The sequence below is a fragment of the Methanobrevibacter sp. genome, from assembly GCF_045114555.1.
GTDB lineage: Archaea > Methanobacteriota > Methanobacteria > Methanobacteriales > Methanobacteriaceae > Methanobrevibacter.
In genome coordinates, this window is the sequence record NZ_JBGUKT010000018.1 from 215,741 (window position 1) to 241,800 (window position 26,060).

Annotated in this window: 30 protein-coding genes; 28 read left to right on the forward strand and 2 right to left on the reverse strand. The window is 32.5% G+C overall.

What is annotated here, in order from left to right:
* Window positions 1-8: 8 nt before the first annotated feature.
* Both ACJMLB_RS04400 and ACJMLB_RS04405 read right to left on the reverse strand, forming a co-directional pair.
* Complete coding sequence (locus ACJMLB_RS04400) at window positions 9-1,256, reverse strand: tRNA pseudouridine(54/55) synthase Pus10 (RefSeq protein WP_405323978.1); 1,248 nt, start codon at window positions 1,254-1,256, stop codon at window positions 9-11.
* A gap of 65 nt (window positions 1,257-1,321) precedes the next feature.
* Entirely contained in the window at window positions 1,322-2,662 is a 1,341-nt protein-coding gene (locus ACJMLB_RS04405) for a signal recognition particle protein Srp54 (protein WP_405323980.1), read from the reverse strand.
* Between the two features lie 272 nt (window positions 2,663-2,934).
* Here ACJMLB_RS04405 and hpt point away from each other — a divergent pair, with 272 nt between their 5' ends.
* From hpt to ACJMLB_RS04545, 28 genes are all read left to right on the forward strand, one after another.
* The gene (gene hpt / locus ACJMLB_RS04410) at window positions 2,935-3,501 is read left to right on the forward strand and encodes a hypoxanthine/guanine phosphoribosyltransferase (protein ID WP_405323982.1); all 567 of its coding nucleotides are present in this window, start codon (window positions 2,935-2,937) and stop codon (window positions 3,499-3,501) included.
* Window positions 3,502-3,643: 142 nt separating this feature from the next.
* Window positions 3,644-4,651: a diphthamide biosynthesis enzyme Dph2 gene (gene dph2 / locus ACJMLB_RS04415; RefSeq protein WP_405323984.1), complete on the forward strand. Its 1,008-nt coding sequence runs from the start codon at window positions 3,644-3,646 to the stop codon at window positions 4,649-4,651.
* A 459-nt stretch (window positions 4,652-5,110) separates the two neighbouring features.
* On the forward strand, window positions 5,111-5,677 hold the full coding sequence (locus tag ACJMLB_RS04420; RefSeq protein ID WP_405288873.1) for an exosome complex RNA-binding protein Csl4: 567 nt from the start codon (window positions 5,111-5,113) through the stop codon (window positions 5,675-5,677).
* A 73-nt stretch (window positions 5,678-5,750) separates the two neighbouring features.
* Entirely contained in the window at window positions 5,751-6,023 is a 273-nt protein-coding gene (locus ACJMLB_RS04425; RefSeq protein WP_298534189.1) for a DNA-directed RNA polymerase subunit L, read from the forward strand.
* A 146-nt stretch (window positions 6,024-6,169) separates the two neighbouring features.
* Window positions 6,170-6,604, forward strand: coding sequence for an NUDIX domain-containing protein (locus tag ACJMLB_RS04430; RefSeq protein WP_405323987.1), 435 nt, complete (start codon window positions 6,170-6,172; stop codon window positions 6,602-6,604).
* Between the two features lie 388 nt (window positions 6,605-6,992).
* On the forward strand, window positions 6,993-7,328 hold the full coding sequence (locus ACJMLB_RS04435; protein ID WP_405323989.1) for a transcription factor S: 336 nt from the start codon (window positions 6,993-6,995) through the stop codon (window positions 7,326-7,328).
* 183 nt (window positions 7,329-7,511) lie between these two features.
* Window positions 7,512-8,162 carry a hypothetical protein gene (locus ACJMLB_RS04440; RefSeq protein ID WP_405323991.1) on the forward strand — a complete coding sequence of 217 codons (651 nt, stop codon included), beginning with the start codon at window positions 7,512-7,514 and terminating at the stop codon, window positions 8,160-8,162.
* 21 nt (window positions 8,163-8,183) lie between these two features.
* Window positions 8,184-9,185, forward strand: a complete 1,002-nt coding sequence (locus ACJMLB_RS04445) for a hypothetical protein (protein ID WP_405323993.1) — start codon at window positions 8,184-8,186, stop codon at window positions 9,183-9,185.
* 356 nt (window positions 9,186-9,541) lie between these two features.
* Complete coding sequence (gene pcn / locus ACJMLB_RS04450; RefSeq protein WP_295607420.1) at window positions 9,542-10,276, forward strand: proliferating cell nuclear antigen (pcna); 735 nt, start codon at window positions 9,542-9,544, stop codon at window positions 10,274-10,276.
* 256 nt (window positions 10,277-10,532) lie between these two features.
* The gene (locus tag ACJMLB_RS04455) at window positions 10,533-11,897 is read left to right on the forward strand and encodes a hypothetical protein (RefSeq protein ID WP_405323995.1); all 1,365 of its coding nucleotides are present in this window, start codon (window positions 10,533-10,535) and stop codon (window positions 11,895-11,897) included.
* A 464-nt stretch (window positions 11,898-12,361) separates the two neighbouring features.
* Window positions 12,362-12,640 (forward strand): 50S ribosomal protein L44e, encoded by a 279-nt coding sequence (locus ACJMLB_RS04460; protein WP_295607415.1) that lies wholly within the window; start codon window positions 12,362-12,364, stop codon window positions 12,638-12,640.
* Window positions 12,641-12,649: 9 nt separating this feature from the next.
* Complete coding sequence (locus ACJMLB_RS04465) at window positions 12,650-12,829, forward strand: 30S ribosomal protein S27e (RefSeq protein WP_292788071.1); 180 nt, start codon at window positions 12,650-12,652, stop codon at window positions 12,827-12,829.
* 154 nt (window positions 12,830-12,983) lie between these two features.
* On the forward strand, window positions 12,984-13,766 hold the full coding sequence (locus ACJMLB_RS04470) for a translation initiation factor IF-2 subunit alpha (RefSeq protein WP_405323998.1): 783 nt from the start codon (window positions 12,984-12,986) through the stop codon (window positions 13,764-13,766).
* A gap of 12 nt (window positions 13,767-13,778) precedes the next feature.
* Entirely contained in the window at window positions 13,779-13,949 is a 171-nt protein-coding gene (locus ACJMLB_RS04475; RefSeq protein ID WP_405288876.1) for an RNA-protein complex protein Nop10, read from the forward strand.
* A gap of 170 nt (window positions 13,950-14,119) precedes the next feature.
* A complete protein-coding gene (locus ACJMLB_RS04480; protein ID WP_296855973.1) occupies window positions 14,120-14,911 on the forward strand; it encodes a proteasome assembly chaperone family protein in 792 nt (263 codons plus the stop codon).
* 267 nt (window positions 14,912-15,178) lie between these two features.
* Entirely contained in the window at window positions 15,179-16,366 is a 1,188-nt protein-coding gene (locus ACJMLB_RS04485) for a redox-regulated ATPase YchF (protein ID WP_405289579.1), read from the forward strand.
* Window positions 16,367-16,378: 12 nt separating this feature from the next.
* The gene (gene cfbD / locus ACJMLB_RS04490; RefSeq protein ID WP_405324084.1) at window positions 16,379-17,482 is read left to right on the forward strand and encodes a Ni-sirohydrochlorin a,c-diamide reductive cyclase catalytic subunit; all 1,104 of its coding nucleotides are present in this window, start codon (window positions 16,379-16,381) and stop codon (window positions 17,480-17,482) included.
* A 136-nt stretch (window positions 17,483-17,618) separates the two neighbouring features.
* A complete protein-coding gene (hisH, locus tag ACJMLB_RS04495; protein WP_405324001.1) occupies window positions 17,619-18,212 on the forward strand; it encodes an imidazole glycerol phosphate synthase subunit HisH in 594 nt (197 codons plus the stop codon).
* A gap of 158 nt (window positions 18,213-18,370) precedes the next feature.
* The gene (locus ACJMLB_RS04500) at window positions 18,371-18,985 is read left to right on the forward strand and encodes a thioredoxin family protein (RefSeq protein ID WP_405324003.1); all 615 of its coding nucleotides are present in this window, start codon (window positions 18,371-18,373) and stop codon (window positions 18,983-18,985) included.
* Window positions 18,986-19,009: 24 nt separating this feature from the next.
* A complete protein-coding gene (locus tag ACJMLB_RS04505) occupies window positions 19,010-19,630 on the forward strand; it encodes a cytochrome c biogenesis CcdA family protein (protein ID WP_405324005.1) in 621 nt (206 codons plus the stop codon).
* A gap of 207 nt (window positions 19,631-19,837) precedes the next feature.
* Complete coding sequence (locus ACJMLB_RS04510) at window positions 19,838-20,530, forward strand: iron-sulfur cluster assembly scaffold protein (protein WP_405324007.1); 693 nt, start codon at window positions 19,838-19,840, stop codon at window positions 20,528-20,530.
* Window positions 20,531-20,541: 11 nt separating this feature from the next.
* On the forward strand, window positions 20,542-21,540 hold the full coding sequence (locus tag ACJMLB_RS04515) for a GGGtGRT protein (RefSeq protein WP_295607346.1): 999 nt from the start codon (window positions 20,542-20,544) through the stop codon (window positions 21,538-21,540).
* Window positions 21,541-21,758: 218 nt separating this feature from the next.
* Window positions 21,759-22,016 carry a 4Fe-4S dicluster domain-containing protein gene (locus ACJMLB_RS04520; protein WP_295607343.1) on the forward strand — a complete coding sequence of 86 codons (258 nt, stop codon included), beginning with the start codon at window positions 21,759-21,761 and terminating at the stop codon, window positions 22,014-22,016.
* A gap of 54 nt (window positions 22,017-22,070) precedes the next feature.
* Window positions 22,071-23,444 carry an AIR synthase-related protein gene (locus ACJMLB_RS04525; RefSeq protein ID WP_295607340.1) on the forward strand — a complete coding sequence of 458 codons (1,374 nt, stop codon included), beginning with the start codon at window positions 22,071-22,073 and terminating at the stop codon, window positions 23,442-23,444.
* Window positions 23,445-23,535: 91 nt separating this feature from the next.
* Window positions 23,536-23,946: a pyridoxamine 5'-phosphate oxidase family protein gene (locus tag ACJMLB_RS04530; protein ID WP_405324010.1), complete on the forward strand. Its 411-nt coding sequence runs from the start codon at window positions 23,536-23,538 to the stop codon at window positions 23,944-23,946.
* Window positions 23,947-24,031: 85 nt separating this feature from the next.
* Window positions 24,032-24,421 carry a hypothetical protein gene (locus ACJMLB_RS04535; protein WP_405324012.1) on the forward strand — a complete coding sequence of 130 codons (390 nt, stop codon included), beginning with the start codon at window positions 24,032-24,034 and terminating at the stop codon, window positions 24,419-24,421.
* Between the two features lie 251 nt (window positions 24,422-24,672).
* Window positions 24,673-25,362: a class I SAM-dependent methyltransferase gene (locus ACJMLB_RS04540; RefSeq protein ID WP_405324014.1), complete on the forward strand. Its 690-nt coding sequence runs from the start codon at window positions 24,673-24,675 to the stop codon at window positions 25,360-25,362.
* 150 nt (window positions 25,363-25,512) lie between these two features.
* The gene (locus ACJMLB_RS04545; protein ID WP_405324016.1) at window positions 25,513-25,968 is read left to right on the forward strand and encodes a hypothetical protein; all 456 of its coding nucleotides are present in this window, start codon (window positions 25,513-25,515) and stop codon (window positions 25,966-25,968) included.
* The last annotated feature ends 92 nt before the right edge of the window (window positions 25,969-26,060 follow it).

Consider the following 26,060-nt stretch of genomic DNA (forward strand, 5'->3'; position numbering starts at 1 on the left):
AATTGGAATTATTTAATTCCAACTTCAATCACATCCAATTCTGCACAGATTGCCTGTGTGCCTAGGACTTCAGTCACGCTAGGATTGGATCTCCCCTCATCACTTGAGATAAGTTCCTTGATATACAGTCCGCCTTCTGTCTTAATGATCATTTCAAAGGTCTTTGAATCAATGAACTTAGCTTCAATGTTTTTCACTTCCTTCTCTCTAATCTTGTCTGCTCTTCTATGGGATACTCTTATTGGAGTTCTTTGTTGAATCATATGAAGTGATTGAAGCTTTTCCAAGTCATCTTCCTTGATGTCATCTTCACATTTGACCAATGCTCTGTAAACCTTATAGGTGTCTGGTGAGGATACTTTGATTTCAGCTTTTCTCTTCCTTTCTGTAAACTTGAGATTCAAGTATTCAGTTTTCCCTTTAGCGACTTCAGCAACCTCTTCAGCAATCCTTTCAAGGTCTATCTTTCTAATCTTAGGCTCCTTGATTTCAAGCACGAATGGCCTTCCAGTGCCTAACATTCTAACGTCAATGTCTTCCCTTCCAGCGCCATGGAACTTGGCTTCATATCCATTTGTGTGCTTTAAGACAGTTTCGGATAGAAGTTCCTCCACTGATTCAGGGTATTGCTTTCCTGTGAAATTGCACTCCTCACAGCCTCTTCCTTTACATTTGGTGCATGGCCACTTTGTTTGAGGTATGCCTCTAACAAGCTTTCTGTATCTTCCTTCAATAAAAATAGGGTTGATTTGAAGTCTGACTTTCACTGGATTTTCAATGTCTTCCTTTAGGATTCTTCTAAAATCAGCCATCACAAGAACATCTTCTCCATCAAAATCAACATTCTGCTTGAGATTTGCTTCAAGCAATTTGCCGATTTCCCTATTGACTTCCTTTTTGATTATCTCTACATTAAAATCAAGGTCATCGCTGATTTCCTGGTCTTTTTCAACTATTTCCTTAGGTAATTTGCAGCCAACAACAAAGGTGTCAAATTCAACTTTGAGTAGCTCTATCTTTTCATTCACCAAATCAAGAACATCATCTTCAATAAAGTTGAAGAGATTATGGCATATTTCGCATTCTTCACCATTGTAAGCATCCAAATTTAGGGATTCTCTAATTCTAATCCCTCTATCCTCATTGCCATCTCCTTCTACGCAATCTGAGAACTTACGTCCAAGGCAATGATTGCAGATATTTCCATTTGTATAATTGATTAATTCTTCAGCCTTATTAAGTATTTCCTGATTCATTAAAATCTCTCTTTAAAAAAATGAATATAAAAAATAAAAGTAGTTTAGTTTGGTGTGTGGAATGTTTATTTCATGAATTGGCCCATGATTCTATTCATGGCTCCTCCACCCATTCCTCTACGTCCAATACCTTTCATTGCTTTTTTAGTATTGTTATAGTATCTTAAAAGTTCCTTTACGCTGTTCTCGTCTACACCAGCACCTCTTGCAATTCTGGTAATGCGGGAAGTCTTGATTATTTTAGGGTTGAGCATTTCCTCTTCAGTCATTGAAGACATGATGATCTTGAACTCATTGATCTTATCTTCAGTCATTTGGCTGGCCTCTTTAGGAATCTTGCCTCCTAAACCAGGGATCATGTTCATGACCTGTTGCATAGGCCCCATGCTGTTCATCATTTCAAACTGGTTTTGCATATCCATAAGTGTGAACTTTCCGCTAAGCATGTTGTTCATGGTTTTGGTAGCTACATCCTCATCAATAACCTCTTCAGCCTTTTCGATAAGGCTTCTGATATCTCCCATACCTAATAATCTTGAAATGAATCTTTCAGGGTCAAATGCTTCAAATTCATCGATTCTTTCACCAGTACCAATGAATTTGATTGGTGCGCCAGTTTCAGCTACTGCAGAGAGAGCTCCTCCCCCCTTAGCAGTACCGTCTAGTTTTGAAATGATTATGGAACCGATATCGGTCGCTTGTGAAAATGCTTTAGCTTGCTCTCCTGCCTGTTGACCTATTGTACCGTCAATAACTAGAATGGATTCATCAGGTTCAATGATCTTATCCAACTTGTTCATTTCCTCAATTAAATCCTCTTCGTTCTTATGTCTACCTGCGGTATCGAAAATAATGATTTTTTGATTTTTAAATTGTTTTAAACCTTTTTCTGCAAGGTCTAATGCATCCTTATTATTAGGGTCTCCATAAAGTTGGATTTGCATATCTTCAGTGAGTTGCTTTAACTGCTCATATGCTGCAGGTCTCCATGTGTCTGTACAAACAACTGCTGGAGAGAAACCTTTTCTTTGCAAGTACTTGCATAATTTACCGATTGTGGTGGTTTTACCACTACCTTGCAATCCTAAGAACAATATTTTGAATGGCTTTTTATTGATTTCAAGCTCTTTTGCTTCACTACCGAGCAAATTAACCATTTCTTCATAGATAATTGTGATTACATGTTCCCTAGGGGTAATTCCTTTTGGTGGCTCTTCATTAAGTGCACGGTCTTCGATTGTTTTGGATAATTTTAATACAAGCTGGATATTTACGTCTGATTGGATTAAAGCTCTTTGAATGTCTTTAACTACTTCCTTTACAACCTTTTTGTCAATAACACTCATTCCAGCCAATTTTTTCATGGTGTTTGTAAGGTTTTCTCCTAAACTTCCTAACATTGACATAATATCTCTCCGATATTTTTTGATAATGGATTAAATAATTATAATTTTTAAATCACTATTCTGTTTCGGTTCTCTAAAACAGAATAATAGATTATCTTATTAACTTTAATGTATAAATTAATATTATATAAAAGTTTATTTATCTTTTATTATAAAATTATTGATATAAATACATAAATTTGATTTTAAGTTTTTTATTTTTTATCATTAATTTAAAATTTGAATTGAATCTTATGTCAAAGATAAATATTTTTGTAGTTGAGGGTTAAAAAATGCTTGAAAAATTAGTAGAATCATTAAGAAAAGCACCAGTTGTTAAGAAAGGAGAGTATGATTATTTCGTTCACGGTATCAGTGACGGAGTGCCTGCAATGGACCCAGCAGTTTTAAAGGAAATTGCTAAAGTGATTGATGAAATTTTAGATTTGTCTAAAATCGATAAGATTGTAGGTGTTGAAGCAATGGGTATTCACATTGCAACTGCATTGTCTTTAGAAACTGGCATTCCATTTATCGTTATTCGTAAAAGACAATACGGATTGCCTGGAGAACATGAAATCGTGAAATCCACTGGTTACGCAACTTCCAAATTATACATCAACGACTTGAATGAGGGAGATAATATCCTTTTAGTGGATGATGTAGTAAGTACAGGAGGAACTCTTACTGCTGTAATCAATGAATTGAAAGGCATTGGTGTAAACTTAGTTGACACTGTTGTTGTTGTGGAAAAAGGTGAAGGTAAAGGTGTTGTTGAAGAAGCTACCGGTGAAGACATCAAGACTCTTGTAAAATTGGATGTTGTTGATGGAAAAGTTGTAGCTGATTCATTGATATAAATTTGCTAAGCTTTAATTGTTAGTCGAAATGGCTAACTTTTTACTTTTTATTCATTTATTCTATTTTTAAGATAAGTCTTAGGGTTTTGGTTCTCAGATTTATCTTGTTTTTTTAAATTATTTTTCATTGTTAGTTGATAAAATGGCATTATATGATATGGAGCTTAAAAGGGTTATAAAGAAAATAAACTCTTTGAATGTTAGGAATGTAGGATTGCAGTTTCCAGAAGGGCTTAAGATGCAGGCTGTAGCTCTTGCAAGGGAAATCGAAAAGCAAACTGATGCCACTGTAATTGTATCAGCAGATCCTTGCTTTGGAGCTTGTGATGTTTCAGACAGAAAGATGAATGGAATTGTGGATTTCATTGTTCATTATGGGCATACTCCTCTTCCGCTCAGATACAGCATCCCTACAATGTTTATAGAAGCTAAAGCCAATGTTAAAATCAAGGATTACCTTGAAGAGGCATTGGAGCAATTGGAGGGCTATTCCAAAATAGCTATTGCAACAACTGCACAGCACTTGCATTTGCTTGATGAGATAGTGGACTTTTTAGAGGATAATGGCAAGGAAGTTGTTATTGGCTCTTCAAGAAGCACAAGAAAAGGTCAGGTTTTAGGTTGCAATTTCGCTTCTGTAAAGAACTTGGGAGCAGATGTTTACCTATTCATTGGCAGCGGCAATTTCCATCCTTTAGGAATCTATCTATTCACAAAAGCTCCAGTTTTAGCTATTGATCCTTATAGCGGTGACATTCGTGAAATGAGTGCCTATGCAGACAGGATATTGAGAATAAGATTTGCAAGAATCGTGAAGGCACGGGAAGTTACAAAATGGGGAATTATAGTTTCTTCTAAAGAAGGCCAATACAGGATGAAATTGGCTAAGGAAATTAAGAAACTTCTTGAGGATGAAGGAATGGAGGCCTATATACTTCTCATGGATCATGTAAATCCTGATGTATTGCTACCATATATGGAACTTGAAGGATTTGTTGTAACTGCATGTCCTAGAATAGCTATTGATGATTCTCAAATGTATAAAAAGCCGGTTATAACTCCAAAAGAGTTAGAGATTGTCTTAAACAAAAGGGAATGGGAAAAGTATCAATTGGATGAAATATTGTTTGAAGATAGATATTACCAATAGTTTGAGATTTTATTCTATTTTTATATGTTCTATATTCCATTTTGCAATTTCTATTTTCTATTTGCTATTTTCAATTTTCTCTTTTTATTTTTCAATTTTCTATTTTTTTATTTTTTAAAATATTTTTTCAGATAATGCCCTGCTTATTTGTTTTATAATTTTAAAACTATTTCTAAAAACCGAATTTTTTATATATTACTAAAAAACATAAATAATTTACATATAAATAATTGATAATTTTATGGATGAAAATTTATATCAAATTTAATTTCATAATTTAATAAATCTTATAAATGGAATTATGGGATTTATTATGGATTGATTATCCTAATTCTATAAACGGAGTTATGGGATTATTCGGATGATTGTCCTATTTTATAAACGGAATTATAAAATGTTGAAATTGGCGTAATTGCCTATTGGTGAACATGGCAAAATTGCCTGTTATGAGGTGTTTAGATGAAAATGGAATCTGGAGATTTTGTAATGCCTGGTGACTTTTTAAGTGTAAGTGAACAGTTTTTACCAGGTCAAGGAGCATACGAAGATGATGGTAGCGTAAAATCTGGTGTTCCTGGAAATGTATTGATTGATGAAGATGAAAAGGAAATCTCTGTAATATCAAAATCTGGTGGTCCAAACCTATTGAAAGTTGGAGATATTGTATATGGTGAAGTAAAAGATGTACGTGGCCAAAGAGCTTTAATAACTATTTATGCTAAGAAGGGAACCAAACGTGAATTGGCTCTTCCTTATTTGGCAGCTATTCACATCTCTCAAGTAACCCCAGGTTATATTGATAAGCTTACAGATGCTTTTAGAATTGGAGATTTAATTGAAGCTAAAGTAGTTAAAATCATGGGAGATAACCTTGATTTAAACACAGAAGACATTACTTCTGGTGTTGTAAAGGCTATGTGTACCAGATGCAGAACCTTTATGGATCCTTGCAATGAATCTGAAGTATACTGTCCTGTATGTGATAGAAAGGAAAAAAGAAAAGTTTCTAAAAATTATGATTATTAATTTTTATAATTAACTTGCATCCAAATTGTAAATTTTATTGTTGAAGTCATTTAACTTTGAAGGAAAAGATAACATGGAAATTGAAGTTGTAAAAGATACCAAATTAGAACTCGAAATGATTATTCACGGAGAAAACCACTCTCTTTGTAATGTTTTAAGAAAATATCTCATGGAAGATAATGATGTAGAATATGCGGTTTATGGTATTGACCACCCTCTTACCGGTGAACCTATCATGACCATTAAAACTAAAAGAACAAAAAGGCCAAGAGATTCTCTTTTAAGAGCAGCTCAAAGATTAAAAGAAGAAACTGCTGAATTTAAAGAATTGCTTGAAGGAATTTAAGTTTAATTCTCTCTTCTTTTTTATTTTTTTATTTTTTAGTTTTAATAATCTTTTTTTATTATTTTCTTATCATTTTTAAATTATTTTTTAGGTTTTGTTTTAAATTCGATGTATTATTGATTTATTTATTATTTTTTATTATTTTTATGTGGGGTGAGAGTATTAAATATAAGATTCCATCATTGACTGTTGATATTTTTATTTATAATGAAAATCATGAATTCATACTAATCGAAAGGAAAAATGACCCTTTTAAAGGCAGTTGGGCATTGCCAGGTGGTTTTGTTGATTATGGTGAAACAACAGAAAATGCTGCAGTAAGAGAAGCAAAGGAAGAAACTTCCATTGATATTGAATCTGTTGAATTATTCGGTGTATATTCCGAGCCGGACCGTGACCCAAGAAGGCATACGGTTTCTATAGTTTATTTGGCTCATGGAAATTTTGATGATGCAAAGGCAGATGATGATGCTAATGATATCGGTGTATTTTCATTTGATGTTTTGAAGGAAAAAGAACTTGCATTTGACCATGCAAAAATTTTGAGTGAAGTCAAGGAACATTTAGAAAAAACTGACTGATTTTTGAATAAATTTTTTCAAAAAAATAGTAAATTTTTTACTATTTTTCAATCTACTAACAATCTGTTTTTATTATTATTTTTTACTAAATTTTTACAATTTTTCTTAATTTTTAGGCGTTTTTTACCCTATTTTTAAATTAAGTTTAAATACTATGACATAATAATCTTTATTTATAAGTATGTTATATATAAAGTATTTAATCATTTACGAAATTTAAAAAACTTAAATTTTAGAATTTTAATTAAGTTGAATTATTATATGAAAGGTAAATGTTTTCGATTATAATTATTGGAGATTATAATCAGTTTCTAATTGTTTAATTTTAATTTAAAATTTTTTAATTTCTGTTTTTAAAGAGTAGTATCTTAAATATTGGAGGTAAATAATGGAATTTTGTCCAAAATGTGGTGGCATGATTCTCCCTCAAGAAGTAGGGGATGAAGATGACAAAAAGATTGTATTAAAATGTTCCACCTGCGGCTATGATTCATCTGAAGTGGATAAAGCTGAATATTCAATAGAAAAGAAAGTAGAATCCAAAGAAACTGTTATAATGAGAGGAGATGAAAGCGGTTTACGTTCTACTGTAAGAGAAATTTGTCCTAAATGTGGACATGATCGTGCTTCCTACGAATTGCTACAAACCCGTAGTGCTGATGAAGCGCCAACTCGTTTCTTCACTTGTGAAAAATGTGGTCATAAATGGAGAGGATATGATTAATTAATTTTAATCATTTTTTTGCATTGCTTTGATGCAATGCTTTTAATCTAATATTTTAGTTTTAAATTAATATTTATATTTATTATTCATTTAATCGTATTTATAGCGATTTTACTAAGGGTATTATGGTGTGTTAATTATTGATGAGTGAGTATTCTTAGTATTTTTAAGTAAGGAGATAAAATGACTAATTCAAAAAATAGTAATTTGGAAGACGTTTCTAAGGGAAACGATGAATCAGCTCCCAGAGCTAACGATTCCGCTTCTAATAAAAAAACTAGATTCAATAAATCCAAATCTATCTCTGAGGTTTTCAAGGAATTGGAATTTGAAGATGATGAATCTTATGAAGTTTCTAATGACTATGAAGATGATGTAGATGAGATCATTCCTATTCATAATGAATATGAGGATTTAGAAGAATCTGATGCTTTCGATGATGAATCTATTGAAGGAGGAGTTATCATTAATCCTAATGTAGATGATTCAATTGAAGCAAATGTTATTGAATCAACTGGGAATGTTGATTTAAAAGAAAATACTGATTCTATTGATGATGAAGCTAGTGATGAGTCTAGCGAATCATTTGATAGTGATGAAGAGATTGATTATGAAGATTCATTTATCGATGTAAAAGATAGTGATGTTGCGTTAGCAGATGAAGATGTAGAAGAAAAAATTGGCAAATCTTCTGCTCAAGGTGTATTGATAAATAATAAGGAAAAATCTTCTGACTCTAAAAAATCTTTAGATATTTTTGATTCCTCTACAATTTTTACCCTTGTTGGTTTTATTGTAGGTTTGGCAATCCTAATTATTGGAATAACTTATTAGGCTTCAAGTTCTGACAGGGTTGTGGATAATGTTTTATCCGGTGAAACTGCAGGGCTTGCTATTTTCTTGGTAATTATTGGACTTATTATTATTGGATTTTCTTTATTGAAGTTCTTCTCTTCCTCAAAGTCTTCGTTAATTATCGATACGTTCAACAGCATTAAGAGTATTGATTATGACGAAGTAAGCGAGGACGGTATCACTCGTGAAGACTTTGATGCTATTTTTAGCGTTTTAAAGAGAAAAAAAGATTCTAATTTTTCCGATAACGGCGATAATGACAAATCTGTTGATTCCCCTAAAGATTTATTTGAGAAAGACAAGGAAGAAGAACTTTCTGATGATGATATCAATTCTTTATATTCTGATTCAAATCTAACATCTCAAAAAAATCAATCTTCTTTTAAAGAGCATGAAAATGCCAATTCAACAGAACTTTCAGATGATGAAACTGATGATGACTCTGATGAGATCATTCCTATTCATTCAAGATTAAACAAAGAAGCTGATGAATCCAATTTGGAGGATAAGTATTCCAAATACGATTTTGAAGATGATGAGGATGAATATGATTCAGTTGTTGAGATTTCTGAGGATGTTCCTGAAGAAATTCCTGAAGATGACTCTGATTTAGTTGAAGAAGATGAATTGATTGTTGATGAGGATATTGAAGAGCCTATAGCTGAACCTGTGGATGAGCCTGTAGAGGAAGTTATTGAAGAGCAGTATCTTGAAGAGGGCATCGTCGAAGATGTTGATTCCAATTTAGAGGCTGAAAAGATGGATGGTTTAGAAGAAAAATATTCCAAATACGATTTTGAAGATGATTCTGATGAGACCTTTGAAGAATCTAAAAGTTCTAAACCTCAATTCAAAAAGTCTGTTGACTTGTCAAAGTTTGATGGCGATTCCTTAAGTGAAGAGGGATTGGCTGAAAAGGAAAGGAAAGCTCAAGAATTGGAAGAGAAAAAAAGAAGAATCATTGAAGGAACCAATTTTGATAATAGTTTAAGAAAACATTAATTTTTCTTAAATTTATTTTTTCTTTATTTTCGTAAAATCATATCATCTATTTTTTATTCACTTAGCTTATATGCTCGTTTTTTTCACACTTTTTTTAATATTTTTCAATATTTTTTTCATTTTTTCATATAAAAATTTTTAAAAAATTTTCACTTTTGATTAGATTTATAAATGATTAGATACTTATATAATATTATAATAAAATAATATGATTTTATTAAATTTCAAGAATTTAAAAAATTAAATTATGCATTATTTTAATAAATTTTTTATAAATAAAATATGGCTCAATTTAGCTATTTTGATTTATAAAATAAATAATCAATGCTTAAAATTAAATCAAGAGTTGATTTTTAATGTTTAAAGCAGAGTTAAGTGATTCTAGTATTTTAAAAACCAGTTTTGATGCTATTTCATCTATTGTTGATGAAGTACAAATCCAAACTGACAGTGAAGGTTTTCGTTTAGATGCCTTAGACCGTAGTCATATTACTTTTGTTCATCTAGAACTTAAATCCAGTTTATTTGATGAGTTCATTTGTGATGAACCGGAAAAGATCAATATTGACACAGATGAGTTAATGAAAGTATTAAAACGTTCTAAATCTAATGACCGTGTCTTAATGTCATTAGATGAAGGAAATCTTATTCTCACTTTTGTTGGTGAAGCTACAAGAACTTTCAAGATCAGATTGATTGATATAGAATATGATTCTCCTGCACCTCCTTCATTGGATTATCCAACTGAATTTGAGATTCCTTTCACACTTTTAAAAGACTCAATTCAAGATATGGATATTTTCTCTGATAAAATCACTTTAATGGTAGATCAAGAAAACTTCTATGCATCTGCTGAAGGTGAGTTTGGAGATGCAAACATTGAATATTTACATGGTGAAAAAATAGACACTAAAGCCAAATCCATTTTCTCTTTAGAAAAAATCAGAGAAATGCTTAAAGCAGACAAATTCTCTGAAATCGCTACTATCTCTCTTGGAAATGACATGCCATTGACCTTAAGTCTTAAAATGGTATCCGAAGATGGGGAACTCAGTTTCTTGCTTGCTCCAAGAATAGAATCTGAAGACTAATTGAGAAGATTTAAGCTTTTTTAAAGTCAATAAATTAATTTATTCTTAAATTAATTTATTTTATTTATTTTTTATAGCTTTAAAGCTATTTACACCATTTAAATTTTTTATACATTATAACTTTATTAAAAACGATCAGTATTAACCAAATCAATATTAAATCAGTATTAATTAAATAAGTATTAACTTAAATCAGTATTAACTAAATTTTTAGTTTCTTAAGTTTTGGCGACTTTATTTCAAATTTATGATTCTTATGCAAGGCGACTTTTTTCAAGTATTACGCAGAGTTCAAAAGGAAGAACGTAACAAATCATCTCTAGCTAGAGTGGATAATAATTTTTATAAGCAGTTACGTGATTACATTAAAGATCTAGAACGTTCTGTAGCTAACGATCCTTTTGGAAATGAGCAATTGTTGCTCAATAATGCTCAAAGAATTGCTACTGAAATCTGTGAGCTTAGGGAATCTAAAATTACTAAAGCAGCCAATAACAATATCTACAGATCTTTTCTTTTGTTCAAGAAGGACAATCCTCAATTTGATCTCTTGGATACAACTCCTTTGAATCTTACAGATGAAGAGGAAACATTGTATTTCTCATTGATGGATGCTCTTAAAAATCACAGATATAGAATTTCCTTAGATGAATATACTGAAGAAGCTATTGAAGGAAATTATGAAGATGATGAAGACTACGATGAGGATTTCGATGAGGATGAGGAAAGCTCTTTTGTAGAGGATTCCTACGAATCCGGCAGTTCTGTTGAAGAGGAAAGTGATGTTTCCGATGATATGGAAGATGAGATTTCTGATGCTCTTGGCGAGTCTGATGAAGTTTTAAATAGGTTAAATCAAATCAAGAATGCAAAGGTAATCACTGATGAAACTTATGAAAACATTGATAAGCAAGTAGCTAATCAAATGTATCCTGGCCAAGGTAATGCAGAAACTGATCAAGAGCTTGAAGAGGAAGCTGAAGAAGTGGAAGTTGCAGAAGTGGGAGAAGAACAAGAAGAAACTTCAGTTCTTAGCCAAGAGTCTCAAGAAACTAAAGAAATTCAATCCAATGGGGAAGAAGACATTAAAAATGAGACTTCTGTTTCCACTAATCCAGAGGACTTTTACAAAAATCCAGACAGTCAGTTTGTGGATTTGGACAAATTGGAACCTAATTATGATGATGACTATTATAATTCAATAGCTGCAGGATCCAATTATGCTGCTCCAAGTGAAGATGACTTCAATCTTATTTTTGCAAAACCTAAAAAGCCTAAGGACGAATCTGCGAAATCAGATTTAGGATTTTCATCTGGTCTTGATGTCAAGGAAAAGAAGATTAGTCGTACTGATGGTTTTAATAAAGCTATTGATGATAATAATGATGGTTCTAAAAAGGATAATGCTCCTAAAAAACCAGTTGATAAGACAAGAGGAGGATTATTTGCTAGAGATGAAATAGAGAATGCAACTGTTGTCATTAGTGAGGATGTCGGTGAGATGGTAGGCATTGATGGAAAGGTTTATGGTCCTTTCTTAGCGAATGATGTTGTTATCTTGCCTAATATAACTGCTCAAATTCTCATTGGCAACAATAAGGCAAGTTTAGTGAAATATTAAATTCTATTTCTATTTTCTTAAACTCACTATTTTTATATAAAAATTATATAAACATTACAAAGGTTTATATATAGATAATAATCATATATAATTAATGTATCTATAATAATATGATATTTTCTTATTTTAAAATATTTTTTTAATTATTAGATTCCAAGATTTACAGTTTGTTAAATCTTTTTTTATAGTTTTTAAACTTTCAATTTAGTTTATCCTATGAATGAATAGGGACTATAATGTTCAATCTATTAGAAATGTTAAGTAAAAATATTTTTATAAGATGTGTAGATGCTCTCATGCTCGTAGGAAACTGAAAGATGTTCTTATTAGTATGTTATAATTTATCCTCATGCTAAATGGAAACCTAAACAGTTCCAAGTGGTTTGTTGTAATTATTTATTATATAATCTGTTAATTAAGTTCTAAAAGTCTTTTAACAGAGAAATCAATTAAAGGTGAAAAATATGAAAATGCCTAAAGAAAAAAGAACTTACTGTCCACATTGTAAAAAACACACTATGCATGAAGTGCATACTTCCAAAAAGAGAAAAGCTAGTGAATTAAAATGGGGACAAAGACAATTCAGAAGAGTTACTGCAGGGTACAGAGGTTATCCAAGACCATTACCAGGTGGTAACAAGCCGGTTAAAAAATTAGATTTAAGATACAAATGTAAAGAATGTGGAAAATCCCACATCAGAAAATCTTTCAGAGTAGGAAAACCTGAATGGGTATCTAACTAGGTGATTTGTATGGCAAGTAATGGAAGAGGAAACTTTTTAAGAGTTAAATGTTTAGATTGTGATAACGAACAAATCATTTTCGATCGTGCAGCTTCTGATGTAAAATGTATCATCTGCGGTAAAACTATTGTAAAATCCCGTGGTGGAAAAGCTAAAATCATGGCTCACATCGATGAAGTTTTACAATAAGCTTAAAATTATTAATAGCCAATTACTATCAAAACACGCTATTTTAGCCGAATATGTAATTGGTTGTTATGTGATCTTAGAATAAAGATTGGTTATAATGATTATTTTAATTATTCTTAACCATATCTTAACTGTTTTTATTTCGGTGTTTTAATTGGTAAGAAAAAGTCAAGAATGGCCAGATGAAGGACATCATATTGTAGGAACTGTCTACAAAGTTGTTAACTATGGTGCATTTGCTAACTTGGAAGAATACGCAGGTAAGGAAGCTTTCATTCATATTTCTGAAGTTTCTTCTGGTTGGGTAAAGAATATTCGAGATCATGTAAGAGAAAATCAAAAGATTGTTGCTCGTGTTTTAAGAGTTAATCCTAAAAAAGGTCATGTAGATGCTTCTTTAAAAAGAATCAGAGAAGACCAAAGGACTAAAAAGATCCAACAATGGAAAATTGAACAAAAAGCTGAAAAATTCTTGGAATTAGCTGCTAAATCTTTAGATAAGGACTTGGATACCGCTTACGATGAAGTGGGATATGAGCTTATGGATATCTTTGGAGATATCTATGGTGCATTTGAAAGCGCTTCTGAAGAAGGGGCAGAAACTCTTACTGAAGAGGGAATTAGCCAAGAGTGGGCTGATGCCATAACTGAAGTTGCTGAGAAGAACATTCAACCTCCTGAAGTTCACATCTCAGGTTATGTAGATATTAAAAACTACAACCCCGATGGTGTAGAGGTTATTAAGAAAGCACTTATGGCAGCAGAAGCTGAAAACATTGAAGTTCAATGTGTTGGAGCTCCTCGTTACAGAATCACTGTAACTTCTACTGATTATTTGGTTGCTGAAAAGCAATTGAAGGAAGCAGCAGAAAAAGCAATTTCTATTGTAGAAGATGCAGATGGAACTGGAGAATTCTTACGTGAAATTGAAAATTAATTAGTGAATCAGATGAAAATGAAAATGAAGAAGTGTCCTGTTTGTAATATTTACACACTTAAATCCCAATGTCCTAATTGCGGTGGTGAACTTAAAGTGATTTATCCGCCTAAATTTTCCGTTGAGGATAAGTATGGTAAATATCGTAGACAATTAAAGAAAGAGATGCTTAATAATGAATAAAAAGTTTTTGATTAGCAAGTTATTGTTAGTTTAAAAACCATTATTCTATTTTTTTATTTTTCTATTTTTATGGATTTTACGATTACTATTATTTGGTTTACAATTATTGATTTACAATTATTTGATTTGCGATTATTGATTATATATAAAATGTTCTTAAAGGTGATCTTATGAGAACAACTCAATTTAAAGTATTAGAAGAAGTTAGTTTAAACAATCCTATATTTATTGAAGCACTTCCTGGAATCGGTCATGTAGGAAAATTAGCAATTGATCATGTTATTGATGAACTTGATGCTACTAAATTTGTAGAAATCTATTCTCCTTACTTCCCTCCACAAGTTCTTGTTGGTGAAGGGGGAATTGTAGAGGATATGACAAATGAAATGTATTACTTGAAGTCTGCTGGTGCAGATGAAAGAGATTTCATATTTTTAGTAGGTAACTGTCAAGCTTTAGCACCTGAAGGTCAATACGAACTCTGTGGTTCTATCCTTGACTTCGTTGAATCAAAAGGGGCTAAAGAGTTTTACACTTTAGGTGGTCTTGCTACTGGTCAACCTATTGAAGGTACAGATGGTCGTGTTTTAGGTGCTGCTACTGATGAAGAGCGTATTGAAATGCTTAAGGAAGCAGATGTTGAAATCAGATCTGCAGATGGTGGTATCGTTGGTGCTTCTGGTTTATTCTTAGGTTTAGGTAGACTCAGAGGAATGAAAGGGGCTTGCTTAATGGGTAAAACTCCGGGTTATTTCATTGATGCTGAAGCGGCTGAAGCTATTTTGCAAAAATTAGCTATTCTTGTAAAACTCGAAGTAAGTACTGAAGAGTTAGAAGCAAAAGCTGAAGAAATCCGTGAAATGATTAGCCAAGCTCAACAAATGGAGCAAGAAATGCTTCAAAGGGCTATGGGTCAACAAGCACCACAACAAACTCAAGATGACCTCAGATACATAGGTTAATTAAACTTTTAAATTTTAAAACGATAGCTTTTTAGCTATTTTCTTTTTTTATTTTTTTCAATTTTATTCTACTATTTTTTCAAATTTTAAAATTCATATGCTATTTTTTAAATAATTTTTTATACTTTGTAAAATAGATATAATAAAGTATTATAATAATATAAGTTTATTTAAAAAACAAATAAACTAATTTTAATCTTTTAAAAATTACAAAAATCAAATAAAAATTAATTAGATTTACATTTTATAATAATTAGGAATGATATTATGCTTCAAATTGCAGTTACAGGTAAACCGAATGTAGGAAAATCCTCATTTTTTAATTCAGCTACTGCATCTCAAGTGGAAATGGCTAATTATCCATTTACAACCATAGATGCTAACAAGGCTGTTGCTCATGTTATCAGTGAATGCCCATGTAAGGAAATGAATGTCACTTGCAACCCACACAACTCCCAATGCATTGATGGGACAAGATTGATTCCAATAGAATTGATTGATGTGGCAGGGCTTGTTCCAGGAGCTCACGAAGGTAAAGGACTCGGAAACAAGTTCTTGGATGACTTGATGCAAGCTAAAGTATTCATTCATGTGATTGACGCTTCAGGTTCTACAGATGCCGAAGGAAACCCAGTTGATCCAGGTTCACATGACCCATTGGAAGACATTGAGTTTTTAGAGCATGAAATCGTCATGTGGATGTATGGAATCGTTAGCAAGAATTGGGTAAGACTTATCCGTAAGGTTGAAGCTGAACACTTGGACTTTTCCAAAGTCATTTTTGAGCAATTATCTGGTACTGGTATTTTAATTGAAGATGTGATTGAAGCTTTAAGAACTGTAAATCCTAATTACGGCAAATGGGAAGATGAAGACTTGATTGAATTTGTACGCAATCTCTTGAATATTGCAAAACCTTCCCTTGTAATTGCAAATAAGGCAGATTTGCCTGGAGCGCGTGAAAACATTGAAAGAATGCAAGAGAAGTATCCTCGTGTAATCCCAACATCTGCTGAATCTGAACTTGCACTTATGAATGCTACAAGAGCAGGATTGATTTCATACATTTCTGGAGACAGCAGTTTTGAAATCCTTGAAAAGGACAAATTAAACGCTAACCAAATCAAGGCATTGGAATACATTCAAACCAATATCCTTGATGTTTATGGAAGCACAGGCATTCAAGAGGCATTGAACACTGCAGTCTTTGATCTTTTAGACATGATTGTTGTCTATCCAGTAGGAGATGAGCATAAGCTTACAGATCAAAAAGGAAATGTGCTCCCAGATGCTTTCTTGGTTCCTAAAGGTTCAACTCCTCGTGAATTTGCATATATCATTCACACAGATATCGGTGATAAGTTCATGCATGCAGTAGATGCAAGAAAAAGCATGAGAATTGCAAGTGATTACGAACTCCAAGATAGAGATATCATTAAGATTGTGACACACTAAGGTGATAAAATGATGCATCCACGTCCAAGTCCAATAGCAGCTTCTTTATACACTTTAAGAGATTTAAATGCAGATGTAATTGTTATGCATGGGCCACATGGCTGTTGCTTTAGAACAGGAAGGCTCCTTGAAAGTGATGGTGTTAGAGTTGTTACAACAGCTATGGCTGAAAATGATTTTATCTTAGGTGCAGGCGAAAAGCTTCAGGAAACCTTGCAAGAGGCTTATGATACATTCAATCCAAAATTAATGGGTATTGTAGGAACTTGTGCAAGTATGATCATTGGTGAAGACTTAAAAGAGCCAATTGAAAACCTTGGCCTTGATTGTGTTATCTTGCCAGTGGAATCACACGGTGGTTTCGGTGAAGGAGACAATACCGAAGGAGCTATTGCAGTGCTTAACGCTGCTGTGGAATATGGCGTAATTCCTCAAGAGGAAGCTGATCGTCAAAATGAAATGCTAAGGCTTGCAACACATGTTGAAAAGACTCGTGGAATGGCACAAGGAAAATACATCAAGCCTAATTTTGGAGATAGCAAGGAAAAGGTAGCAAAGATTATTGTTAAAGCGATTCAAGAAGGTAAAAAGGTAGCATTTGTATTGAATGCCAAAAAGGAAACCTCCTATCTCTTTGCAGACATTCTAAATTGCGATTTCTCCCCACTTGTTGAGGGAGCAGAATCTAATAAGGATATAGAAAATCTTCATTTCATTGCTAATTTGGATGAAAATATTGGTCTTCCAAGAATCAGACAGCATGCAGTAAATATTACCAAAGAATTAAGCGAAACTGGTATTGATATTGAATGCATTACTGGTGGTTTAGATGAATATCCAATCACTCCAAGAAAGGCAGAGGAATATCTTAAGGAAATCAAGCCGGACCTTGTGATTGTTGCAGGTGTTCCACATGCATTGTATGTTGAAGAGCTCGACTGTGAAACCATTGCTGTTACAGATGGTCCAAGACTTGTTCAACCGCTTAATGAATTAGGGTACTCACATGTCATTGCTGAATTAGATGCTCATTCTAAGACATTAGGTGTAGATGAGATTGTGGATTCAGACTTTGGTATGATGATACGTTCAGTTATTGAATGGGAGCTTGAATAAAATTAATATTTATTTAATTAACTATCATTTTAATTAATCGTTATTTTAATTTAAATAATGGAATAATTTTTTCAAAAAATAGTTTAATAAATTTAACTTAAAAATTGATTAAATTTCAAATTTTGCAGGTAATTTTATGATTACAATAATTGATTATAAAAGTGGAAATCTCAGAAGCATTTCCAATAGTTTTAAGAAGATCGGTGTTGAAGCCATCATCACAAGCGATCCAACTGAGATTGCAAATGCTAAACATCTTGTTCTTCCAGGGGTAGGTGCTTTTGGAACAGCTATGGAAAACATCGAGCCTTTTAAAGATGTGATTTTCGAGCATATCGATGATGGAAAGCCATTTTTAGGTATTTGCTTAGGTCTTCAAGTGCTTTTATCCTCAAGTGAAGAATCTCCAGGCGTAAAAGGGCTTGACATTTTCAAAGGGCATGTCGCTAAGATTCCAGAAGGAAGAAAGATTCCTCATATGGGATGGAATCAATTAAAGCAAGTTAAAGAATGCCCTATCTTAGATGGTGTAGATGGCAAGGACTTTTATTTTGTACACTCATATCATGCGGTGCTTGATGATGAGAGCAATTTGTCTGCTGTTGTTGATTATGGCATTGATTTAACTGCTGCAGTATCAAATGATAATGTATTTGCAACCCAATTCCACCCAGAAAAAAGTGGAGTTCCAGGATTGAAGATACTTAAGAACTTTGTTAGTTTAGAATAATAATTATTCTACTTTCTTTTTTTAAATAATCCTATTTTCTCATATTTTTTCATATTTTTTCATTTTTTTATTATTAGTTAAGAACTCTTTTTAATTTTTTAAATTTTTTAGTAAATTATTTAAATAACCCTATACATATTATCCTTGGGGGAGATATTATGGGAAAATTTAAATTCTTAATTATTCTAATTTTAGCTCTATTTTTAGTATGTGGAATTGTTATGGTTGTAGATGCACCTAGCTCTTTTGATGATTCAGTAAGTCTTATACCTACTTCCGATTCAAGTGTAGATGCAGACTCATCCAACTGTGAAAATGGTGTTTGTTTAGTTGATTCCAATAAAACTGAAGAAAATTCCAAGAATGCAGATAAAGGCAGTAAAGCGGATAAGATGAATTATGATTCAAAATATTATGAAGGATCTTACATTGATGGATTGTATTTCTGCAATGATTTGAAGCAAGCATTCAAGGACGCTAAGGCACATAATAGGAATGTAATGATTGTATTTGATGGAGCAGCATGCATCTATTGTGATTATCTAAAGGAGGATACCTTATCAGATTCTGCGGTTCAAAAGGAAATAAATGATAATTACATTATATTGATTACACAAACAAGTGAAAGTCCAGAGTTAACATCTCAATTAAATATTTATGGAACTCCTACAACTGTTATTTTAGATGAAGATGGAAATGAACTAGGCAGAATTGATGGGTATGAAACTCCAGAGGAATATTTGCCTCACTTGAAAGAGATCAGTGGAAACTAATAGTGTTTAATGGGAGTTTTTAAGATGGAGATAATGCCGATTATTTCATTTTTCACAGGAGTGATTTCAATATTATCTCCTTGCATCATACCCACTATACCGATAATTGTGGGATTTAGCTTAAAGACCAAATCAAAAGCGGAAATATTGTCTTTTATCTTTGGATTATTTAGCATTTTCACAATAATCATCTTTTTAACAGGGTTCTTTACAGCTATTCTCTATAGGTATATCATTTATGTAAGGGTCATTGCTGCAGTTGTCTTATTGATTATGGGAATATTGATGTATTTTGATTATAACTTGTCCTTTAAGTCGATTGGTGCTAGAAGTGGTGGAGGCATAGTCAATTCATTTATTTTAGGATTCTTGACTTCAATCGCTTGGGCAGATTGCTATAGTGCATACCTTATTTCTCTTATAACATTGCTTGTAAGTTCAAATAGTCCATTATATGCAGTTGTAAATATACTTATTTATGTTTTAGGATTTGCTTTGACTCTCTTGGCATTATGTTTAGCGATTTCAAGAATAGATTTGGAGAAATTGATTTCAAAGACAAGTCATATCCCTAAAATATTTGCGATTTTGATTATTATTGGAGCATTTTACTTGTTCTATACTTCAATACAAGTATTTTTATAATTTTTTACTTTTTTCTATTTTTATTTTTTCTCTCTTTTTACTCTTTATTTATTTAATTTTAAACTTAAAAATCAAATCTTATATAATTAATAAAACAAATATAATTACATAAAGATTATAAAATTATTAAATTTTTTTATCATTTTTAAATAATTTTAATAATTAAATAATTTTAACATAATTCTAAGATTTTAAGTGGAGATTGAAATGATTTACTCAAAAGAAATTGAAAATATGTGTCCTGTTCATAAGGGAGCAGACCATGGTCCTGCACCAATTCCTGAAGAAGGCCAATGGGTAAAATCCAAGGAAATAAGTGACATTTCCGGACTCACTCACGGTATCGGATGGTGTGCACCTCAACAAGGATGCTGCAAATTAACCTTAAATGTTAAGGAAGGAATCATCGAAGAGGCATTGGTTGAAACTCTCGGATGCTCCGGTATGACTCATTCCGCAGCTATGGCTGGTGAAATTCTTGTTGGAAAGACAATACTTGAAGCATTGAATACAGACCTTGTATGTGATGCAATCAACACAGCTATGCGTGAATTATTCTTGCAAATTGTTTATGGTAGAACCCAATCTGCATTTTCAGAAGGGGGCCTTCCTATTGGAGCTGGCCTTGAAGACTTAGGTAAAGGTCACAGATCTCAAGTTGGTACAATTTATTCAACTAAAGTGAAAGGACCAAGATATTTGGAACTTACTGAAGGTTATATCACTGAAATCGGTCTTGATGAGGATGATGAGATCATTGGATACAAATACATCAATATGGGTGTAATGCTTGACTTAATCAAAGATGGTGTAGATCCAATGGAAGCTATTGAAAAGGCAAGCGGTCAATACGGCAGATTTGAAGATGCTGTTAAAAAGATTGACCCAAGGAAGGAATAGGAGGAATAATAATGAGTTTATTTGAAAGTTATGAAAGAAGAATAGATCAAATTGTTCCTGTACTTGAAAGATACGGCATTAAAGACCTTGAAGAAGCTAAATCTATCTGTAATGAAAAGGGATTCAATCCATATGATATTGTAAAGTCTGTTCAACCTATTTGTTTTGAAAACGCTTGTTGGGCATACACTTTAGGTGCAGCAATTGCAATCAAAAAGGATTGCAAAAAGGCAAGTGATGCTGCAACTGCAATCGGTGAAGCATTACAGGCATTCTGTATTCCAGGAAGTGTAGCTGATGATAGAAAAGTGGGATTAGGTCACGGAAATCTCGCTTCAATGCTTTTAAGTGATGAAACTGAATGTTTTGCATTCCTTGCTGGTCACGAAAGTTTTGCTGCAGCAGAAGGTGCAATCGGTATTGCAAACTCTGCAAACAAGGTTAGAAAAGAGCCTTTAAGAGTTATATTAAATGGTTTAGGAAAAGATGCAGCTTTAATCATCTCAAGAATCAACGGATTCACTTATGTTCAAACTGAATTCGACTACTTCACCGGTGAAGTTAAAGTGGTTAGAGAAAAGGCTTATTCCGATGGTGAAAGAGCTAAAGTCAGATGTTATGGGGCTGACGATGTAAGGGAAGGTGTAGCCATCATGCACCTTGAAGGTGTTGATGTCTCAATCACAGGTAACTCAACTAACCCTACAAGATTCCAACACCCAGTAGCTGGAACCTATAAGAAGGAATGTTTCCTTGAAGGCAAGAAATATTTCTCAGTCGCTTCTGGTGGAGGAACCGGTAGAACCTTGCACCCAGACAATATGGCAGCAGGTCCTGCTTCCTATGGTATGACTGACACTTTAGGAAGAATGCATTCTGATGCTCAATTTGCGGGTTCAAGTTCCGTACCTGCTCACGTGGAAATGATGGGATTAATTGGTATGGGAAATAACCCTATGGTCGGTGCAACTGTAGCAGTTGCAGTGGCTGTAGAAGAGGCTTTAAAATAGTTTAAGTGATATTTAAACTATTATTTTTATTATTTTTTCTTTTTTTTTATTTCACATTTATTTTACTTTTTTCTTTATCTGGGTGTCTTTTTTATCTTAAATTTCATTTCTTTCTTATTCTCCCCCTTTTTTTATCTCAATATTTTATTTTCTTCTTTTTGCATTTTTTTTAACTTAATTGATAAAAACTTATTAATTTGTTTTAATAAAGTAAGTTCATGGGATTATTTTCATTTTTTAAGAAAGATAATGTTGAAGAAAAAAAGAAGGAAAAAGATTTAGCAGAATCTCATATTGAAATCAATAGAGAAAACTGTAAAGCTTGCCAAAGATGCGTTTCAGTCTGTCCAAACAACAGTTTTGTTATTATGGATGGGAAATCATCACTTAAAGAGGATTACATTTGCAGAGACTGTAAGGTATGCGTTGCAGCTTGTCCGAATGAATGTATAAATTTCGTTAATTTCAAATCATAATTTTAATCATATTTTTTAAATTGTTAATTAATATTTTATCTAAATGGTGTAAACATGGATATAGAAGGTTTTGTAAGAGGAAGACTTACTAAAGGTGAAGATGAAGAGGAGCTTAAGTCTATCCTTGCAGAAAGAATAAGAGAATTTAAGGACATTTCAGATGAACATTCATTATTGATGGCTGAAAGTGTCATTGATGAAGTCAAGACCACAATGGAGCTTAACAATACTGAAGATGAATTTCTAAAGGACATCATCACTGTGCCAAAGGCAAATGTTGGCATGGGAAAGATGGGTGTAGGTTCCCGTGGTGCAGGAGACTTCTTTGTACACAGAAAGATTGCACAGATTGTCAAAAGTACAAATGTCCAATCTGTAGTGGATCCAAATGCTCAAGATGATGGAGGAGTGGTTAAGGTTCCTGCTCCTGGAGATGATGTTTATATAACCACTGCAGTTGATGGAATTCACTCAAGACTCAGTGAATATCCATTTTTAGGTGGTTTCCATGTAACAAGAGCTACTTTAAGGGATGTCTGTGTAATGGGAGCAGATCCAGTAGCTATTCTAAGCGATCTTCACTTGGCTGATGATGGGGATATAGGCAAATTATTTGACTATACTGCAGGTGTATGTGCAGTATCTGAGCTCATTGATGTTCCTCTTGTAGCTGGAAGTACTCTACGTGTAGGTGGAGATATGGTCCTTGGTGATAGGTTAGTCAGTTGTGTTGGAAGTGTAGGAGTTTCACAGTACCCTCCAACTGCAAGAAAAGGAGCAACTGAAGGAGATATCATTCTTATGACTGAAGGTGCCGGTGGTGGAACAATCACTACAACTGCACTCTATAACGGTTACTTTGATGTTGTATGGGATACAATGAACATCAGTTTTGTAAAGGCATCCAAGGCATTGTTTGCAGCAGATCTCGTTAAGGACGTTCATGCAATGACTGATGTGACCAATGGAGGTCTTAGAGGAGATGCTCATGAGATTTGTGAAACAACTGGTGTAGGATTGGAGTTCTACCATGACAAGATCAAGTCAACTGTAGCGCCAAATGTATTGAATATGCTTGAAGATTTGGATATTGATCCTCTTGGTGTTTCCACAGACTCTCTAATGCTTGTTGTTCCTCCAGAAATTGCTGAAGATGTTAAAAAGGTTGTTTCTGATGTTGGTGTTTACATTACTGAAATCGGTGAGGTAAACAATAAGGGTTCCCCTATACTCCTTAAGGAAGATGGAACAGAAGAAACTTTGGTTCCACTATTTAGAGAAGCTGCATATACCAAAATCAAGAAATTGGTTGGAGATACAACCCCTGAAGACTTTGAAATCATGAAGGAAAAGGTTCAAAAGGCAGCGGATAATTCCATTAAGAAAAAAGAAAGAGTTATTGATTATATTTTATCAAACAATAAATAATTTATTTCTAAAGATAAAGTTTTTAATTATTTTTTTATTAATTTTTTTATTTTATAGATTTTTATTCTTTAAAATTAAACAGGTGATATAAATGGCAGAAGGTGCGGAAAGAATAGATGAATTCATGAATGAAGCGGGAGTATTTTTCTTAGCAACTGTTGATGGAGACAAACCAAAAAACAGACCTTTAGGTTTTCATCTTCTAAAAGATGGTAAGCTTTACTTTGGAGTAGGAAATCATAAGGATGTCTACAAACAAATGGAAGCAAACCCCTATGTAGAAATTGTAGCTCTTGTAGAGACCGATTTCCTAAGATACTATGGAAAAGCTGTATTTGAAGAAACCTATGATATGGCAGATGCCATAGTTGCAGGAAATGAATTCTTGCAAGGAATCTATAATGATGAAACCGGTTTTAAGTTAGCTATTTTCCACTTGGAAGAAGCTACTGCAGAAATCCGTGATGTAACCGGTAAAATCAACGAATCCTATAATTTCTAATTTAAATTAACTTTTTTATTTTTTTATTTTTCTATTTTCTTTATTTTATCTATTTTTAATATTTTTTAAGTAAAGGCGTGTATTTATGAGTTTGTTTCAAAATTTTAAGGGAATTTTTAAAAAACATGATGAATTGGATTTAGCTAAAGACTTTAAATTGGAATATGAAGCTAAAAATTTGGAAAATATGAAATCAATTGTAGATAAATTTGTTGATCATTATCCTGATTCTTATTATGCTTCCTGCTCTATGGTAATCTATATCATTCTTTTGTATAAAGAAGACCCTTTCAAAGTGCCTCCGAACAGGCTTAATAACTTAAGCATTATGGAGAGAAATATTAAATTCTTCGATACCCTTAGCACCGACTCATTGGATAAGGAAGAGTTGGAACTAAGGCAATGGTATAGGACTGAAGTTCAGAAAAATGTCAAGTTAATGGAATCAGAAGGATTGAGATTTTCTTCTGATTAAAAATCACTTTTTTAAAACTTTAGCTTAAGAACTAAATATCCCCTATTTTTTTTATTTTGCATGTGAAATGTTCATTATTCTATTTTTATTAAACTTTCATAAGATATTTATTCACAAATATATTTAGGTATACCAAAACTTTTATATTCTATTATTTAAAATATTTAATTAGATGTTAAATTTTCTATACCAAAATAAGAAATCTAAACTAAGAAATCTAAACTAAGAAATTATAATTTATAGGTGTAAATATGGGCTTTTTTAAAAATATGGGAAATCCACAAGGCAAATTAGGTAATATTCAGCTGAAATCAATGAATAAGGAACACACACCCGTTTCTCTATGGGGATTGAAACATTTAGATATCTCTCCCGATGACATTATATTGGATGTAGGCTGTGGTGGGGGGATGAACATTAATCGTATGGCTCAAACTGCTAAGAAGGTTTATGGGGTGGATTATAGTATTGAAAGCGTAAATCTTTCTCGTGAGGTAAATAAAGATATGATTATCCAAGGCCGTGTAGAAGTTTTAGAGGGCAATGTTCAAAGATTGCCTTTTGAAGACAATACCTTTGACATTGTAACTGCTTTTGAAACTGTCTATTTCTGGCCAGATATTGAAAAATCATTTGGTGAAGTTAAAAGAGTTCTTAAACCAGGGGGAATGTTTTTAATTGGCTGTGAAACAAATGGTGCAGGATTCTTTATGAGATTATGTGAAGGATTGATGAACATGACAGCTTATACTGATACTGATTTGTGCCAATTTTTAGGAAATAATGATTATAAAGATATAAAAACTTTTTTAAGGGATGGGAAATCCAAAAAAGAGACAATCAAATATGATGGAAAGGAGATTACAATTGGTGATGATTATGATCACTTTTCACTTTCAGACCGATTCGTTCAATGGATGACTATAACCGCTATAAAATAATTCTTTTATTCTTATTTTTCAATTTAATTATTATTTTTTAATTTAAATCAATATTTCAATCTTAAATCAATATTAAAGTCATTTAAATGCTTTAAAAAGCTTTTTATAAGATTAAATCAAATATAATTTTACAATAATTTATGTGATCTTATGTTTAATTTAATCATAGACAATAAGGGATTTGTATCTTTAGCAGATGCAATGCTTTCCATTTTCATACTTTTAATGGTATTGATGGCTTTCAATATGATGAGTGATATTGAAGTTCCTTCTTTAAGTGAAGAAAGCAATGATTTCAAGACAAGCCAAGACATTATGGAAATCATGTCATCAAAAGTGGATGGAAGGGATTACGCTGTCCTAGAGAGAATAACTTATATCTTGTCTGAAAACAATAATTCAATTGCTTCAAAAAGGGAAGTTAAAGCTATTTTGGATGAGTTCTTTATGGTTTATTTTGATGATAGGTATCATTATTCCTTTGTTGAAACCAATCAGTTGAATGGGGATATCTTATCTTCAAATGGAGATTATTCCAGTTCAGACAGAGTAAATGTAGCTATTAGGAACTATGGAAACTATTCCTATAAGTTGTATGTCTTTTGAGCAATTCAATCAATTTAATTCTATCAAATCTTTAATTTCTTCTACCTAAGATTTATATATTTGAATTAACATATTATAATAAGTTAAAAGGT

Coding starts and splice junctions, on each gene's coding strand:
- hisH (WP_405324001.1), top strand. CDS start 17,619: ATGATTACAATAATTGATTATAAAAGTGGAAATCTCAGAAGCATTTCC.
- dph2 (WP_405323984.1), top strand. CDS start 3,644: ATGGCATTATATGATATGGAGCTTAAAAGGGTTATAAAGAAAATAAAC.
- ACJMLB_RS04465 (WP_292788071.1), top strand. CDS start 12,650: ATGGCAAGTAATGGAAGAGGAAACTTTTTAAGAGTTAAATGTTTAGAT.
- ACJMLB_RS04480 (WP_296855973.1), top strand. CDS start 14,120: ATGAGAACAACTCAATTTAAAGTATTAGAAGAAGTTAGTTTAAACAAT.
- ACJMLB_RS04505 (WP_405324005.1), top strand. CDS start 19,010: ATGGAGATAATGCCGATTATTTCATTTTTCACAGGAGTGATTTCAATA.
- pcn (WP_295607420.1), top strand. CDS start 9,542: ATGTTTAAAGCAGAGTTAAGTGATTCTAGTATTTTAAAAACCAGTTTT.
- ACJMLB_RS04535 (WP_405324012.1), top strand. CDS start 24,032: ATGAGTTTGTTTCAAAATTTTAAGGGAATTTTTAAAAAACATGATGAA.
- ACJMLB_RS04540 (WP_405324014.1), top strand. CDS start 24,673: ATGGGCTTTTTTAAAAATATGGGAAATCCACAAGGCAAATTAGGTAAT.
- ACJMLB_RS04440 (WP_405323991.1), top strand. CDS start 7,512: ATGACTAATTCAAAAAATAGTAATTTGGAAGACGTTTCTAAGGGAAAC.
- ACJMLB_RS04510 (WP_405324007.1), top strand. CDS start 19,838: ATGATTTACTCAAAAGAAATTGAAAATATGTGTCCTGTTCATAAGGGA.
- ACJMLB_RS04420 (WP_405288873.1), top strand. CDS start 5,111: ATGAAAATGGAATCTGGAGATTTTGTAATGCCTGGTGACTTTTTAAGT.
- cfbD (WP_405324084.1), top strand. CDS start 16,379: ATGCATCCACGTCCAAGTCCAATAGCAGCTTCTTTATACACTTTAAGA.
- ACJMLB_RS04425 (WP_298534189.1), top strand. CDS start 5,751: ATGGAAATTGAAGTTGTAAAAGATACCAAATTAGAACTCGAAATGATT.
- ACJMLB_RS04485 (WP_405289579.1), top strand. CDS start 15,179: ATGCTTCAAATTGCAGTTACAGGTAAACCGAATGTAGGAAAATCCTCA.
- ACJMLB_RS04515 (WP_295607346.1), top strand. CDS start 20,542: ATGAGTTTATTTGAAAGTTATGAAAGAAGAATAGATCAAATTGTTCCT.
- ACJMLB_RS04500 (WP_405324003.1), top strand. CDS start 18,371: ATGGGAAAATTTAAATTCTTAATTATTCTAATTTTAGCTCTATTTTTA.
- ACJMLB_RS04530 (WP_405324010.1), top strand. CDS start 23,536: ATGGCAGAAGGTGCGGAAAGAATAGATGAATTCATGAATGAAGCGGGA.
- ACJMLB_RS04435 (WP_405323989.1), top strand. CDS start 6,993: ATGGAATTTTGTCCAAAATGTGGTGGCATGATTCTCCCTCAAGAAGTA.
- ACJMLB_RS04400 (WP_405323978.1), bottom strand. CDS start 1,256: ATGAATCAGGAAATACTTAATAAGGCTGAAGAATTAATCAATTATACA.
- ACJMLB_RS04460 (WP_295607415.1), top strand. CDS start 12,362: ATGAAAATGCCTAAAGAAAAAAGAACTTACTGTCCACATTGTAAAAAA.
- ACJMLB_RS04455 (WP_405323995.1), top strand. CDS start 10,533: ATGCAAGGCGACTTTTTTCAAGTATTACGCAGAGTTCAAAAGGAAGAA.
- ACJMLB_RS04475 (WP_405288876.1), top strand. CDS start 13,779: ATGAAAATGAAAATGAAGAAGTGTCCTGTTTGTAATATTTACACACTT.
- ACJMLB_RS04405 (WP_405323980.1), bottom strand. CDS start 2,662: ATGTCAATGTTAGGAAGTTTAGGAGAAAACCTTACAAACACCATGAAA.
- ACJMLB_RS04430 (WP_405323987.1), top strand. CDS start 6,170: ATGTGGGGTGAGAGTATTAAATATAAGATTCCATCATTGACTGTTGAT.
- hpt (WP_405323982.1), top strand. CDS start 2,935: ATGCTTGAAAAATTAGTAGAATCATTAAGAAAAGCACCAGTTGTTAAG.
- ACJMLB_RS04525 (WP_295607340.1), top strand. CDS start 22,071: ATGGATATAGAAGGTTTTGTAAGAGGAAGACTTACTAAAGGTGAAGAT.
- ACJMLB_RS04545 (WP_405324016.1), top strand. CDS start 25,513: ATGTTTAATTTAATCATAGACAATAAGGGATTTGTATCTTTAGCAGAT.
- ACJMLB_RS04520 (WP_295607343.1), top strand. CDS start 21,759: ATGGGATTATTTTCATTTTTTAAGAAAGATAATGTTGAAGAAAAAAAG.